Origin of the sequence: Nocardiopsis camelliae (genome assembly GCF_028993595.1) — a bacterium.
Classification (GTDB): domain Bacteria; phylum Actinomycetota; class Actinomycetes; order Streptosporangiales; family Streptosporangiaceae; genus Nocardiopsis; species Nocardiopsis dassonvillei.
On the sequence record NZ_CP118614.1, the window covers coordinates 1,699,568 to 1,714,239 of the forward strand.

General features: G+C 71.1%; 10 protein-coding genes. 3 read left to right on the forward strand and 7 right to left on the reverse strand.

Translation table 11 applies throughout. The annotated features are described in order from the left end of the window. Positions 1–948: 948 nt before the first annotated feature. On the reverse strand, positions 949–1,218 hold the full coding sequence (gene rpsT, locus PV789_RS07565) for a 30S ribosomal protein S20 (protein WP_047871222.1): 270 nt from the start codon (positions 1,216–1,218) through the stop codon (positions 949–951). Positions 1,219–1,551: 333 nt separating this feature from the next. Further along, positions 1,552–2,526 carry a hypothetical protein gene (locus PV789_RS07570; RefSeq protein WP_274976756.1) on the reverse strand — a complete coding sequence of 325 codons (975 nt, stop codon included), beginning with the start codon at positions 2,524–2,526 and terminating at the stop codon, positions 1,552–1,554. Positions 2,527–2,814: 288 nt separating this feature from the next. Here PV789_RS07570 and lepA point away from each other — a divergent pair, with 288 nt between their 5' ends. Next, positions 2,815–4,656, forward strand: a complete 1,842-nt coding sequence (lepA, locus tag PV789_RS07575) for a translation elongation factor 4 (protein ID WP_274976757.1) — start codon at positions 2,815–2,817, stop codon at positions 4,654–4,656. 79 nt (positions 4,657–4,735) lie between these two features. On the opposite strand, the gene PV789_RS07580 is transcribed toward lepA, so the two are convergent. The 4 genes from PV789_RS07580 to PV789_RS07595 all read right to left on the reverse strand — a co-directional run bounded on the left by PV789_RS07580 (position 4,736) and on the right by PV789_RS07595 (position 11,327). Next, entirely contained in the window at positions 4,736–5,641 is a 906-nt protein-coding gene (locus PV789_RS07580) for a sugar ABC transporter permease (RefSeq protein ID WP_248774002.1), read from the reverse strand. Continuing rightward, complete coding sequence (locus PV789_RS07585; protein ID WP_274976758.1) at positions 5,641–7,248, reverse strand: ABC transporter permease subunit; 1,608 nt, start codon at positions 7,246–7,248, stop codon at positions 5,641–5,643. The genes PV789_RS07580 and PV789_RS07585 overlap by 1 nt, the downstream gene beginning before the upstream one ends. Before the next feature lie 2 nt (positions 7,249–7,250). After that, positions 7,251–8,495, reverse strand: a complete 1,245-nt coding sequence (locus tag PV789_RS07590) for a sugar ABC transporter substrate-binding protein (RefSeq protein ID WP_274976759.1) — start codon at positions 8,493–8,495, stop codon at positions 7,251–7,253. Positions 8,496–9,725: 1,230 nt separating this feature from the next. Continuing rightward, on the reverse strand, positions 9,726–11,327 hold the full coding sequence (locus PV789_RS07595) for a glycoside hydrolase family 13 protein (RefSeq protein ID WP_274976760.1): 1,602 nt from the start codon (positions 11,325–11,327) through the stop codon (positions 9,726–9,728). Positions 11,328–11,423: 96 nt separating this feature from the next. Between PV789_RS07595 and PV789_RS07600 the strand changes: the two genes are divergently transcribed. Next, complete coding sequence (locus PV789_RS07600) at positions 11,424–12,497, forward strand: LacI family DNA-binding transcriptional regulator (protein WP_274976761.1); 1,074 nt, start codon at positions 11,424–11,426, stop codon at positions 12,495–12,497. Between the two features lie 205 nt (positions 12,498–12,702). Further along, positions 12,703–13,935: a radical SAM family heme chaperone HemW gene (hemW, locus tag PV789_RS07605; RefSeq protein ID WP_274976762.1), complete on the forward strand. Its 1,233-nt coding sequence runs from the start codon at positions 12,703–12,705 to the stop codon at positions 13,933–13,935. Between the two features lie 76 nt (positions 13,936–14,011). Here the strand turns inward: hemW and PV789_RS07610 are convergent, their stop codons facing one another. Next, positions 14,012–14,644 (reverse strand): DUF4870 domain-containing protein, encoded by a 633-nt coding sequence (locus PV789_RS07610; RefSeq protein WP_274976763.1) that lies wholly within the window; start codon positions 14,642–14,644, stop codon positions 14,012–14,014. Positions 14,645–14,672 lie beyond the last annotated feature (28 nt).

The following is a 14,672-nucleotide window of genomic DNA, read 5'->3' on the forward strand; positions in this document are numbered from 1 at the left end:
GGCTACGGTCGTCCGCCAAACCCGGTCCTCCCCGGAGGCCCGCGGTAGGGGCACGGTCGCCTGCCCGTCCCGGCCGCCTCCCGGGGTCCGTGGGGCGGGCACGGCCGCCTGACCGTCCCGGTCCTCCCCGGACGGGTACCGCGCCGCCGTCGACCCGGCCGGAGAGGGGCGCGGGGGAGCGGGCACGCCGAGCAGGTCGTCGGGGTGGCGCTCGGGCCAGGACTCCGAGGGCACGGGACCCGTGCCGGGAGCGGGCGGTGTGTCCGGATGACGACGGGTACCGGCCCCGGCGCTCCCCGGGGTCCGCCGCCTCCCGCTCGGACCCCGGGCGGGCCCGGCCGAGAAGCGGCCTTCCTCGCCGGGGAGAACCGCCCCCGGGGCGTCCGGCCTGGACCGGCTCCGGCGGCCACCGGAGGCGTTCCCGTCCCGCTGCTCTGGGGCAGGGGCCCGGGCCACGGTGTCCTCGGGAGCGTCCGGCCGCCGAGGGCCGGTGGCCGGACCCCCGTGCGAAGCGGCCCCGGGACGGCCTGCGCCCTCCGGGCGGGGCGGGCCGCCGGACGCCGCTGGTCGGTACGGGGCGTGCGTCCCGGCCACCGCGTACGGCGCGCTCGGGATCGCCGGGACACCCGGGGAAGGCGGCTCGGGCCGCGGTTGCGAGCGGGGGATACGCGCGCGCAGGCGCCGGGCTGCGGGTGAGGCGGCCAGGGTGAGCGCGCGGAGCCGGTCCTGCTGGTCGGTCGAGGGGGAGTGGCGCCTGTTGCGGCGCTGAACAGTCATAAGACCACGTTAGGAAGCCGGGAACGCTGTGTCAGCAGCCGATTCCAAGCTGTGGACAACCCTCGTCCGGGCCTCCTCGACCCGCGCGGACGGCGGTGGGGGACGACGACGCCGGGCGCACGAAAAAACCCGGCCCGGTGCGCATGCACCGGGCCGGGTCGAGCCTCAGTCTCAGGCGGACTGCAGGGAGTGCAGACGCTTGGCGATCGCGCTCTTGCGGTTCGCGGCCTGGTTCTGGTGGATGACGCCCTTGCTGGTGGCCTTGTCCAGCGCGCGAGCGGCGGCGCGCTGGGCGACGGTGGCCTTCTCGACGTCCCCGGCCTCGGCAGCCTCACGGAACTTGCGGATGGCCGTCTTCAGCGAGGAGCGCACCGCCTGGTTGCGGACACGAGCCTTCTCGTTCTGCCGAATGCGCTTCTTCTGCGACTTGATGTTCGCCATGCGAAAACGTGCTCCAGTTGATCTTGGTCATCGCGCCGACCGGACCAGGCGGCCCGACCCGCGGGCAGCCGTTCCGCGAGGGGCCGGCGTGGGTGCCGACGCAGGGTGTGTGAGACCACAGGGCCCGAGGCCAATGTGGAAGTCCGAGACACGGACTTCCAGTATGCCTCACACGGGGTACCGCTCAGGCACCACCTGCCCCCATGGAACCCGTGACGATGCCGGGAGGACGTTTCCGAGGGCTCTTCCACGCGCCATCGCGGTCCCGTGCGGCACACGCGCGGAGCGGCGACGACTCCACCGCCCCGCCCACGGGTCTTCGGGGAGCGCCGCTCAGGACAGCAGCCACCCCTCCGTGTAGGCCGCCACGTCCTCCTCGGTCGCCTCGTCCCCCAGGTAGAAGGCCACCCCCAGGGTCATCCCCTCCGGCGGCTCGACCTCGGTCACGCCCAGCCGGACGGCCTCCAGCGCGGTCGCCAACGACTCGTCGGACTCCTCCGGAGCCCACTCGCCATCGCCGTACGTGGGCAGCCCGAACCGCACCGCCACGCCCTCGTGCGCGCGCAGGGCGGTCACCGCCTCGGTCACCTGCCGCACCATGAACCCGCCGTACAGCGCGTCGCCGGGCATCCCCGCGCCCACGCCCGGCAGCACCACCTCGTCGGCGTGCTCGGTCACCCGGTCCAGGTAGCCCTTGGACCAGTACTTCTCCCCGCGCTCCATGACGAAGGAGGGCACCCGACCACCCGGCACCAGCTCCACGTGGTGGGCCTGCACCGACAGCACGGGTTCCTCGCCCAGCTCCTCGCGCACCATCGACACGAGCGTGGGCATCGACGGGTCGTTCACGGTCACCGGGCGGATCTCCAGGTGCACGCCCGCGAACCCGTCCGCGGCCACCTCGGCGACCGCCGGGGCGAGCGCCGCGCGGGCCTGTTCGTCGATCTGGTCCCTCAACAGGGAGGACCCGCTCTCCACGTGCCGCAGCCACGCCAGCGCGCGCACGTCGGGGTACTCCCGCTCCAGCCAGGACAGCAGGGAACCGGTGTCCTCGACCCGCTCGACCGCGCCCTCGGCGTCGATCTCGCCCGCGTACACGTACACCGTGTCCACCCCGCCGGTGTCGAGCACCCGCGCCAGGGGGCCGGTGTCCTCCCAGGAGCCGACCCACGCCGCGTCGGAGCCCCGCGAGGCCGCCCACGGCTCCGGTTCACCCGAGAACTGGAAGGCCAGCAGGGCCCCCGCGCCGACCACCACGACCGCGATCGCGGCCACACCCGCCAGCAACCGTGTCAACAGCCACTTCAACCGCCCGCTCCTCCCACGTCCCGGACCGCGGGCGCTCCCCGCCCGCCACCGCCCCCAACGGCGGCGCCGCGCGCCCGGTGCCCGCCCGCGCGGCCCGTTCCCGGTCCCGGGTCACATAATCTGGACACCAGACCCGCGCCCCATACTGCCGCACGGGCCGCTGCCGTCACCGAGAGAGGGCACCCGGCCGCCGTGGGATGATGGACGACGCCGTCGGCCTCCGCCGCGGCGGGGGCGACACCGCCGCTAGGCGCACACGACCCGGACCCGACCTGTGAACGGAGCACGGTGGCACAGCCGAACTGGACCGATCCCGCGCTGATCCGCAACTTCTGCATCATCGCGCACATCGACCATGGCAAGTCGACGCTGGCCGACCGGATGCTCCAGATCACCGGTGTCGTCGAGGACCGCCAGATGCGCGCCCAGTACCTGGACCGCATGGACATCGAGCGCGAGCGCGGCATCACCATCAAGTCGCAGGCGGTGCGCATCCCCTTCACCGCCCTCGACGACCGGACCTACACGCTCGACCTCATCGACACCCCCGGGCACGTCGACTTCACCTACGAGGTCTCGCGCTCCCTGGCCGCCTGCGAGGGCGCCGTCCTGCTGGTGGACGCCGCACAGGGCATCGAGGCGCAGACCCTGGCCAACCTGTACATGGCCCTGGAGAACGACCTCACCATCATCCCGGTGCTCAACAAGATCGACCTCCCGGCCGCGCAGCCGGAGAAGTACGCCGAGGAGCTGGCCGGGATCATCGGCTGCGAGCCCTCCGACGTGCTCAGGGTCAGCGCCAAGACGGGCGAGGGCGTCGAGGAGCTCCTCAACGAGATCGTCAACCAGATCCCGCAGCCCGTCGGCGACGCCGACGCCCCGGCCCGCGCGATGATCTTCGACTCGGTCTACGACACCTACCGGGGCGTGGTCACCTACGTCCGGGTGATCGACGGCAAGCTCAGCCCGCGCGAGCGCATCCAGATGATGTCCACCCGCGCCTCGCACGAGATCCTGGAGATCGGCGTCAGCTCGCCCGAGCCCACCAAGTGCGACGGGCTGGGGGTGGGAGAGGTCGGCTACATCATCACCGGCGTCAAGGACGTGCGCCAGTCCAAGGTCGGTGACACCATCACCTCCCTCAACCGGCCCGCGACCGAGATGCTGTCCGGGTACCGCGAGCCCAAGCCCATGGTGTTCTCGGGCCTGTACCCGATCGAGGGCACCGACTACCCGGTGCTGCGCGACGCCCTGGAGAAGCTCCAGCTCAACGACGCCGCCCTGGCCTTCGAGCCGGAGACCTCCGCCGCCCTGGGCTTCGGCTTCCGCTGCGGCTTCCTGGGCCTGCTGCACCTGGAGATCACCCGGGCCCGCCTGGAGCGCGAGTTCAACCTCGACCTCATCTCCACCGCCCCCAACGTCATCTACCGGGTGGACATGGAGGACGGCACCGAGCACGTGGTGACCAACCCCAGCGAGTTCCCCGCCGGGAAGATCGACTCCATCTACGAGCCCATGGTCAAGGCCACCGTGCTCAGCCCCGCCGACCACATCGGCCAGATCATGGAACTGTGCCAGGAGCGGCGCGGCGACCTCCAGGGCATGGACTACCTGTCCGAGGACCGCGTGGAGATGCGCTACACGCTGCCCCTGGCCGAGATCGTCTTCGACTTCTTCGACCACCTCAAGTCCCGCACCAAGGGCTACGCGTCGCTGGACTACGAGCCCACCGGCGAGAAGGCCTCCGACCTGGTCAAGGTGGACATCCTGCTCCAGGGCGAGGCCGTCGACGCCTTCTCCGCCATCGTGCACAAGGACAAGGCCTACGCCTACGGCGTGGAGATGACCAAGAAGCTGCGCGAGCTCATCCCCCGGCAGCAGTTCGAGGTGCCCATCCAGGCCGCCATCGGCGCCCGGGTGATCGCCCGCGAGAACATCCGCGCCATCCGCAAGGACGTGCTCTCCAAGTGCTACGGCGGCGACATCAGCCGTAAGCGCAAGCTGCTGGAGAAGCAGAAGGAGGGCAAGAAGCGGATGAAGATGGTCGGCCGGGTCGAGGTGCCCCAGGAGGCCTTCATCTCCGCGCTGTCCACCGACACCGGCGGCTCCGACGACAAGAAGAAGAAGTAGTCCCTCCCGCACGCGGGAACACGGAGGGGGCGCCCCGAGCCGGGGCGCCCCCTTCCGCGTTCTCCTCGGTACCGCCCGCTCAGCCCTTGACCGCTCCCGCGGTCAGGCCCTCGGTGATGTAGCGCTGGAGGAACCAGAACACCGCGAGGGTGGGCAGGGACAGCATGATGGCGCCCACCGCGAACATCCCGAAGTTCGCGTTGCGCTGCGAGGCCACCAGCTGGTAGAGGCCCAGGCCCAGAGTCTTGGCGTCGGTGTCGCGCAGGAACACGCTCGCCATCAGGAACTCGTTGATGGTGGAGATGAACACCAGCAGGCCCACGATCGCCAGCACCGGCGTGACCAGCGGCAGCATGATCCGGAAGAACACCTGCGCGTGCGAGGCCCCGTCCATCTGCGCGGACTCGTCCAGCTCCTTCGGCACGGTGTCGAAGAAACCCTTCATCAGCCACGTGTTGATGCTCAGCGCGCCGCCCAGGTAGACCAGCAGCAGCCCCCACCGGGTGTCGAAACCGATCGACGGGTAGTACTCGCCGATCGTGGAGAACATCAGGTAGATCGCCACGATCGCCAGGAACTGCGGGAACATCTGGATCACCAGCAGCCCGATCAGCCCCACCCGGCGCCCCCGGAAGCGCATGCGGCTGAACGCGTACGCGGCCAGCGCCGACAGCAGCACCGTCACGGCGGCGTTGGTGAAGGCGAAGAACAGCGAGTTCGCGTACCAGGTGGTGAACGGGGTGTTGCTGAACAGGTCCACGGCGTTGTCCAGGCTGGCCCCGGTCGGCCACAACTGCGCGCTGGACAGCGTGCCCAGCGGGTTGAGCGCCGCCGACACCACGAACAGCACCGGGAAGAGCGCGAACGCCACGACCAGCAGCATCACCACGTGGCGCCAGCCGTACCTGCGGGCCCACAGGCCCAGACGGACTCCGGTACCGCGCCGGTGGGGCGCGCGCACCGCGTCCGGGGTCGCGACCGCCATCAGTCCACCTCCTTGAGGGCCTTGCTCCTGCTGAGGCTGACCACCGACATCACCGACACGATCAGGAAGATCATCACCGACAGCGCCGCCGCGTACCCGTACTGGGCGGTGGCCTCGTTGAAGGCGAGCCGGTAGGTGTAGGTGATGAGCAGGTCGGTGGCCCCGGCCGTCGGGCTCTCCGGGGAGAAGGGCCCGCCCTGGCTGATCAGCCACACCGCGTTGAAGTTGTTGAAGTTGAACGCGAACGTCGAGACCAGGATCGGCGTCATCGCCACCATCAGAAGCGGCAGGGTGACGTTGCGGAAGGCCTGCCAGGGGCCCGCGCCGTCGATCTGCGCGGCCTGGCCCAGCTCGCGCGGGACGGCCTGGAGGGCTCCCGTGGCCACCAGGAACATGTACGGGTAGCCCAGCCAGACGTTGGCCAGGATCACCGCCGCCCGGGCCGACCACGCGTCGCCCAGCCAGTCCACCTCCAGGCCGAGCACCCGGTTGAACAGGCCGAAGTCGGTGTTGAACATGTCCCGCCACAGCAGGAACATGGCCAGCGAGCTCATCGCGTACGGCAGGACCACCAGGATCCGGTACACGACCTTGCCGCGCAGCCTGGGCACGTGCAGGGTGAGCGCGATCGCCAGGCCCACCACGAACACCAGGAAGGTGACGGAGGCGGCGAAGGCGATGTTCCACACCAGGATGCTGAAGAACGACGACGCGAAGGTCGGGTTGAACAGGAAGCGGGCGAAGTTGTCGAAGCCCACGCCGACCTGCCAGCCCTGGGCCAGCCGCTCCCCGTCCTCGTTGTAGAACGCGCCCCGCTCGTTGTCCGCGTGGTAGACGATCCCGGTTTCGGTGTCGGTGACGCAGTCGCACCCGGCGTCGTAGGCGCGGGTCGCGGTCCCCTCGAAGGCGGTGGACAGGCCGCTGGAGCGGATGCCCGTGCCGCTGCCGGTGGGCACCGCGAACGCCTGGAGCTCGTCGCTGCGCGCGTTGACCTGGGTGGGGGACAGGATCGTGTACCCGAAGGCCTCGGTGATCTTGCCCGAGGGTTCCACGGTCGCGCCGTCGAGCTCGGTGAGCCCCTCCTCGGTTCCGGCGTAGGCCTGGCCCTCGGGGTCGGTGAGCAGGAAGGCCAGCTCACCGGTCTCGGGCGAGCCGGTGACCGCCACGGTCAGGGTGTACTCCTCGGCCCCGTCCGGACTGCTCACCGAGTAGGCCTCGATGGAGGCGATGGCCTGTTCCTTGTCGCCCCGGTGGCCGTCGCTGAGGTTGGTCACCGAGGTGCTCATCGTGTAGAGCACCGGCAGGATCTGGAAGGCGGTCAGGAACAGCACGCCCGGGACCAGGTACTTGACCGGGACGGTGCGCTTGGACAGGTAGACCCAGTAGACGAGGCCGACCACGGCCACGACCAGGCCGATGCCCCACCAGTTGCCCGCCACGTACAGGGGCAGCACCGCCCACACACCCAGGGCGGTGAACAGGCCCAGCAGGGCGATCTTGACCAGCTGCCCGGCCAGTGAACCGTTCCCGGCGAACCGGCCGCCCGGCAGGGGCGTGCGGGCGGGCGCCCCCGGTGAGGGAGCGCCCGCTGTCTTGTTGGACGCCACCGCTACTCGCCGATCTGCGAGGCGATCGTTTCGTGGGCGGCCTCCATGGCCTCGCGCACGTCCTCACCGGCGACGACGGCGGCCTGGGCGATGCCGAGCGGCTCCCACGTCTCGCCCATCTCCGGGATGGAGGGCATCGGCATGCCCTCGGCCCCGGCCTCGGAGATCGCGGCGATGGTGGGGTCGTCGGCCGAGACGCTCTCCAGGGCCTCGGTCTGCACAGGCATGCGGGGGTCGGCCTCGTAGAGGCTGAGGACGAAGTCGGTGTCGGTGACGTAGTTGGTCACGAACTCCTGGGCCAGGGCGCTGTTGGCGCTGCCCTCGGTCACGAAGAACGCCTGGTAGCCGATGTAGGGGCTGGCGGGCTCCTCGCCCTCGAAGCCGGGGATGGGGCTGATCTCGTAGTTGACGCCCGCCTCGTTGGCGTCGGCGACGTTCCACGGGCCCGCGACGAAGAAGGGGGCCTCGCCCTCGTAGAACAGGGAGGCGTCGTTCTCCAGGGTGATGGAGCGGCGCAGCACGCCCTCTCCGGCCTCGCCGTACTCGGCGACCTTCTCCATGGCCTCGATGGACTCGTCGGTGCCCACGCCCAGGTCGGTCGGGTCCCAGTTGCCCTCCTCGTCCTGGCCGAAGAGGTAGCCGCCCGCGGAGGTGAACAGGGCGTTCATGCGGTAGGGGTCGCCCTCTTGGCCCACGGCCATGGACAGGACCTCGCTGGTCTCACCGGAGTCCTTGAGCTCGGTGCCGACCTCGACCATCTCCTCGAAGGTCGCGGGGGCGTCCGGCGCCAGGTCGGTGTTGCGCATGAGGAAGATGTTCTCCTGGGAGTAGGGAACACCGAAGAGCTGGCCGTCGTAGTTGAGGGCCTGCAAGGAGGTCTCGTCCAGGCCGGAGGCGCGGTCCTGGGGCAGCTCGATGGGCTGCACGGCGCCGTTGCGCACCAGGTTGCCCGTCCAGTCGTGGGCGCCGATGAAGACGTCGGGGGCGTTCCCGGCCTGGTGGGCGTTGAGCACGTCGCCCTGGATGTCGCCGAAGGTCAGGCCCTGGACCTCGACCTCGATGCCGTTGGCCTCGGCGAACTCCTGGGCTGCCGCCTCGATGGCGTCGGCGCGCTCGGGGTCGGACCAGATGACGAGGCTGCCCTCGGCGGCGGCCTCCCCGCCCTCGTCGCCGCCGCCACTGCACGCGGTCGCCATCAGTGCGATCGCGGCGATGCCCGTGACCGCTCGTGCGCTGCGGAATCTCATGCTGTCTTCCTTCCGGGAGGCCGTGCTGAGGGGTCGCGCATGCGTTCCGGCCGTCGAGGGCATGCGTGGTGATGTGACGCTAGCAATAACTTGCAAGCTTTGAAAGAGTTTGCGGATCTCCCGCATAAAGATGTGGAAACGCCACGGAAACGGGCGCGTGACATCGTGCGCTGGGTAGCGGCGCGGTGACCGTTCGCTGATTGATCCTGTGATGGTCAGCGATTTCGTAACACCATTGAACACGCCGTCGCGGATCACTCGAACCCCGTTCGGGTCCGACCCTGTAGAGCTAGCCCGCCGCAAAGCCGAACCACCCGCCCGCAGAGCGGACAGCGGCGGTATGCCGAAGGGGAGCGTCCCGTGGTGGTGCGCCGCAGAGGGTTGAGCCCTTCACAAAGCCGAACCACCCGCCCGTAGAGCCCTCAGCAGCGTTGCGCCGTAGGGGGTTGGGGTGGAACGTCCTGTGACCGTTGACCCCTGGGGGTTGGGGTGGAACGTCCTGTGACCGTTGACCCCTGGGGGTTGGGGTCGCATATGTGGTGACCGTTCCCCCGTGGGGGTTGGCGTAGAGCGTGCCGGTGACGGTGGCCAGGCACCCGTGGAGGTTGCGGGTTCCCCGTCAGCCCCTGGGGGGTGGGTGGTCGTGGTGGGCACTGGCTCCGAGGTTCAGTGCTGGGGGCGGGGACCGACTGAGAGCAAGTTCGCCCGGCGAACTTGCCGAAGGAGATCCCTGCACGCCGATCATTACAGGTGCCTGGTGGGCGTCACGAAGGGGTTCGGGAGGTCGCCGGTGGGAACGCCCACCGGGAGTCTTCCTCAGCCCTCCGTGAGCGGGGGTACACGGTTCAGACCAAGAGCGGCCATGAAGCCCCGCGCGTGACCGCGCGTCGTAGGGGGTCCGCAAGTTGTAGAGCGTCGCTGCGTCAGCAACCAGGCGCCCGTAGAGCCCGGGCTGGCGGGAAGGTCTCGGGGGGTTGACGTAGAGCCCGCCGGTGACGGCAACCAGGCGCCCGTAGAGCCCGGGCTGGCGGGAAGGTCTCGGGGGGTGACGTAGAGCATCCCCACGCCAGCGAGGGGTGATGACCTGTACAAATCAACACCAAACCACACCGCAGGCGGCACCGGACACCGTGTCCGGCACCGCCCGCGCGAGCTCAGCCGCTCAGCCCTTCATCCACTCGGCTGCTCAGCCCTTCAGCCCTTCCTTCAGCCCTTCATCCCCTCAACCGCTCAGCCGCGCAGCCACACCGCCGTCTCGGCGGGCAGCGCCAGAACCCCCCCGGCGGGCTCGCCCACCGGTCCGCTGGCCACGAGCACCCCACCGTCGGCCGCGAGCTCCACGGCCTCCGCGGTGAGGTTCACCGCGACGCGCACGCCCGGCTCGCGCTCGAAGTACAGCACGCCGTCGGGCGCGTCCAGCCAGGCCATCGAGCCGTCGCCGAGCGCGTCCAGCTCCCGCCGCAGGCGCAGCGCCTCCGTGTACAGCTCCAGCGTGGAGCCCTCCACCCCGCGCTGGGCGGCACGCGACAGGGCGCCCCAGCCCTGGGGCATCGGCAGCCACGGAACGCTGCCCTCGGGGCCGAACCCGTACGGCGCCTGGTCGCCGCCCCACGGCAGCGGCACCCGGCAGCCGTCCCGGCCGCGGTCGGTGCGCCCCGAACGCTCCCAGGTCGGGTCCTGCAACGAGTCCTCGGGCAGGTCGGTGACCTCGGGCAGCCCCAGCTCCTCGCCCTGGTACAGGTACACCGAGCCCGGCAGGCCCAGCATCAGCAGCGTCGCCGCGCGCGCACGGCGCAGCCCCTGCTCGCCGCCGCCGAAGCGGGTCACGTGGCGGGTCACGTCGTGGTTGGACAGCACCCACGTGGTCGTCGCGCCCACCGCGCTGTTGGCGGCCAGGGACACGTCGATGACCTCGCGCAGACGCCCGGCGTCCCACGGCGCGGTCAGGTACTCGAAGTTGAACGCCTGGTGCAGCTCGTCCGGGCGCAGGTAGCGGGCCACCCGCTGGGCGTCCTCCACCCAGGCCTCGGCCACCAGGGCGCGGTCGCCCGGGTACTCGGCGGCGATCCGCGCCCAGCGGCGGTAGATCTCGTGCACGCCGTCCTGGTCGAAGTAGGGCAGCGAGGTGCTGCCGTCGAGCATGTCGGCCTTGGCGCCCTCGGCGATGTCGGGCATCGCCGGGTCCTTGACCATGCCGTGCGCGACGTCGATGCGGAACCCGTCCACGCCCCGGTCCAGCCAGAAGCGCAGCACGTCGTCGAACTCGTCGTGCACCTCCTGGTTGGTCCAGTCGAAGTCGGGCTGCTCGGGGTCGAACAGGTGCAGGTACCACTGCTCGGGGGTGCCGTCGGGCCGCTTGAGGCGGGTCCAGGCCGGGCCGCCGAAGATCGACTTCCAGTTGTTCGGCGGCTCCTCCCCGTCGGGTCCCCTGCCGTCCCGGAAGACGTACCGCGAGCGGGCGTGTCCGCCCGGCTCGGCGGCCACGGCCTCCTTGAACCACCGGTGGGCGGACGAGGAGTGGTTGGGCACCACGTCGATGATCAGGCGGATGCCCATCCCGTGGGCGGTCTCCAGGAGGGCGTCGAAGTCCTCCAGGGTCCCGAAACGGGGGTCGACGTCGCGGTAGTCGGCGACGTCGTAACCGCCGTCCGCGAGCGGGGAGACGTAGAACGGCGTCAGCCAGATCGCGTCCACCCCGAGTCCGGCCAGGTGGGGGAGGCGCTCGCGGATGCCGGCGAGGTCGCCCTCGCCGTCACCGTTGGAGTCGGCGAAGCTGCGGACGTAGATCTGGTAGATCGCCGCGTCGCGCCACCAGTGCGTCTGAGGCTCCATCAACGGGGGTCCTTCCCTGTGACGAGTGCAATTTCTTGCGCAAGATTACCGCCAATTTTCGGCCATGTGACGACGATCTCGACTAGAGTTGCGCCCATGGGTCCACGACTTGCCGACATCGCGCGGCACGCAGGCGTCAGCGAGGCCACCGTCTCGCGGGTGCTCAACGACAAGCCGGGCGTCGGCAGCGACACCCGCAAGGCCGTCCTGACGGCGCTGGACGTCCTCGGCTACGAGCGCCCCGCCCGGCTGCGGCAGCGCTCCGCGGGACTGGTCGGCATGGTCATACCCGAGCTGGAGAACCCGGTCTTCCCGATGTTCGCCCAGGCGGCCGAGGGGGCGCTCGCCCAGCGCGGGTACACGCCGGTGCTGTGCACCCAGACCCCCGGCGGGATAACGGAGGACGAGTACGTGGAGCTGCTGCTGGAGCGCAACGTCTCCGGCATCCTCTTCGTCTCCGGGCGCCACGCCGACACCACCGCCCCCCACGAGCGCTACCACGCCCTGGTCTCGCGCAGACTCCCGATCGTGCTGGTCAACGGGTACGCCGACGCCATCCCCGCCGCCTTCATCTCCTGCGACGACCGGGAGGCCGGGCACCTGGCCGTCAACCACCTGGTCGCCCTCGGCCACACCCGCATCGGCTTCACCAGCGGCCCCGAGCGCTACGTCCCGGTCCGCCGCAAGCTCGACGGGTACCACCGGGCCCTGGCGCAGCACGGCCTGGACGGTGAGGACCTCGTGGAACTGTCGCTGTTCGGCGTGGAGGGCGGCCACGCCGCCGCCACCCGGCTGATCGAACGCGGCGTCACCGCCATGGTCTGCGGCTCGGACATGATGGCCCTGGGCGCCATCCGCGCCGCCCGCCAGCGCGGCCTGAGCGTCCCCCGGGACTTCTCGGTCGTGGGCTTCGACGACTCCCAGCTCATCGCCTTCACCGACCCCCCGCTGACCACCGTCAGACAGCCGGTCAACGCCATGGCGCTGGCCGCCGTGCGCGCCCTGTGCGACGAGATCGCCGGACACCCCGTCTCCCACACCGAGTACGTCTTCGACCCCGAGCTGGTGGTCCGCGGCTCCACCGCCATCGCTCCCACCAGGAACCACGCCCCCCTCACCCAGATCGACGCCGCCCCCGCGCACGCCCGGGCGGAGCGCCCCAGGGTCTGACCGGGCGCTCCTCCCCACGGCCCTCACCACCCGATCCCCGCGCCCCGTTCTCCGTCCCCCGCTCCCGTACCCCCGCCTCCCGGCCCCCGAACCCCCGCCCCTGAGCCCTCGCCCCTGAATCCCCGAACCCGCACCCCGCCCCGAGCCCCCCGCGCGTCCGACACGGGGGACCAGGGCACACCGGCCGGTCGGCGACACTGGAGGCATGCCTTCCGTTGCCCTCGACGGCGATCCCGTACCGAGCACCGGCGAACTGCCCGGGCCGTCCCTCGCCGAACTCGGCGGGCGGCCCCTCGGGTTCTACGTCCACGTGCCCTTCTGCGTCACCCGCTGCGGTTACTGCGACTTCAACACCTACACGGCCGAGGAACTGGTCTCCCGCGACGGCACCGCCACTGCCTCCCGCGAGACCTACGCCGACCAGGCGATCGCGGAGGTCGCGCTGGCCGACCGGGTCCTGACGGGGAAGCGGCCGCCGGTCAGCACGCTGTTCGTCGGCGGCGGCACGCCCACCCTGCTCCCGGCCGAGGACCTGGGCCGCGTGGTCGCCGCCGTGCGCGAGCGCTTCGGGTTCACCCCCGACGCCGAGCTGACCACCGAGGCCAACCCCGAGACGGTCACCCCCGACTACCTCGCGCGGCTGCGCGAGGCCGGGTTCACCCGCGTGTCCTTCGGCATGCAGAGCGCCCGCGAGCACGTGCTGCGGGTGCTGGAGCGCGGCCACACGCCCGGACGCCCCGAGCAGTGCGTGGAGTGGGCGCGGCGGGCCGGGTTCGAGCACGTCAACCTCGACCTGATCTACGGCACTCCCGGGGAGGACGACGAGGATTGGCGTGCCTCCCTGGAGGCCGCCGTCTCCGCCGGGCCCGACCACGTCTCGGCCTACTCGCTCATCGTCGAGGAGGGCACCCGCCTGGCCGCCCGCGTGCGCCGGGGCGAACTCGCCGAACCCGACGACGACACGATGGCCGACCGCTACCTCATGGCCGAGGAGGTCCTCACCGCGGCCGGGTTCAGCGCCTACGAGGTGTCCAACTGGGCGCGCACCGAGCAGGGCCGCAGCAGGCACAACCTCCTGTACTGGACCGGCGGCCACTGGTGGGGCGTGGGCCCGGGCGCGCACAGCCACGTGGGCGGCACCCGCTGGTGGAACGTCAAGCATCCGGCCGCCTACGCCGCCCGCCTGGCCGCCGGGCACAGCCCCGGCCTGGCCCGCGAGGTGCTCACCGAGGAGGAGCGCCGCTTCGAGCGCGTCCTGCTGGAGCTGCGGGTGGAGGGCGGGTGCCCCCTGGACCTGCTCGAACCGCACGGCCGCGACGCGGCCAAGCGGGCTGTCGCCGAGGGCCTGCTGGACGCGGACGCCCACGAGGAGGGCCGCGCGGCCCTGACCCTGCGCGGGCGCCTGCTCGCCGACGCCGTGGTGCGCGACCTCACCTGAGCCCCTCCTGTAGGGCGCGGACACGACGAGGGGGCCCGGCCGACGGCCGGGCCCCCTCGTTCGCCGAAGCGCCGGACTACTTGATCCAGCTGACGTTGAACGGGTAGCGGTACCACTCGCCCCGGTTGGCGGCCACACCGCCGATGATGCCGAGGGCGACGGCGGCGATCCAGCAGACGAACCAGGTCAGGAAACCGATGATGACGATCATCAGGACGCTGGAGAGCAGGTAGCCGATCAGGATCAGGAGCTGGAAGTTCAGCGCCTGCGCGGCCTGGTTGCGGACGAAGGGCGACTCGTCCTTCTTGACGAGGAAGATGATCAGCGGCACGAGCCAGCCGATGATGCCGCCGCCCAGGTGGGCGAACATCGCCATCTGGCGCTCGTCGGGGCTGGGCTGGCCGGTCGTGGCCGAGGAGGGGCCGTAGGCGCCGTGCGGGGGCTGGCCGTAACCGCCCTGCGGGTGGGACTGGTAGCCGCCGGTCTGCTCGTACCCGGGCTGGCCGGGGTAGCCGCCGGGCTGGCCCGGATACCCGCCGGACTGCTCCTGGTAGCCGGGCTGGCCGGGCGGGGGCGGGTAGCCGCCCTGCTGGTAACCGGGCTGGCCACCGGTGGGGTAACCGTGCTGGGAGGGGTAACCGCCGGAGTCCTGGCCGGGCTGCTGACCCTGGCCGTAGGGGCCCTCGGGAGGGTTGTTGGGATAGGACATGTTGGGTTCCTTCGTGCGGATGCGCTCG

Excerpts from the sequence above, each read along its gene's own strand:
- rpsT (WP_047871222.1), bottom strand. The coding sequence starts at position 1,218 with ATGGCGAACATCAAGTCGCAGAAGAAGCGCATTCGGCAGAACGAGAAG.
- PV789_RS07580 (WP_248774002.1), bottom strand. The coding sequence starts at position 5,641 with ATGGCGGTCGCGACCCCGGACGCGGTGCGCGCGCCCCACCGGCGCGGT.
- PV789_RS07590 (WP_274976759.1), bottom strand. The coding sequence starts at position 8,495 with ATGAGATTCCGCAGCGCACGAGCGGTCACGGGCATCGCCGCGATCGCA.
- PV789_RS07595 (WP_274976760.1), bottom strand. The coding sequence starts at position 11,327 with ATGGAGCCTCAGACGCACTGGTGGCGCGACGCGGCGATCTACCAGATC.
- PV789_RS07600 (WP_274976761.1), top strand. The coding sequence starts at position 11,424 with ATGGGTCCACGACTTGCCGACATCGCGCGGCACGCAGGCGTCAGCGAG.
- hemW (WP_274976762.1), top strand. The coding sequence starts at position 12,703 with ATGCCTTCCGTTGCCCTCGACGGCGATCCCGTACCGAGCACCGGCGAA.
- PV789_RS07610 (WP_274976763.1), bottom strand. The coding sequence starts at position 14,644 with ATGTCCTATCCCAACAACCCTCCCGAGGGCCCCTACGGCCAGGGTCAG.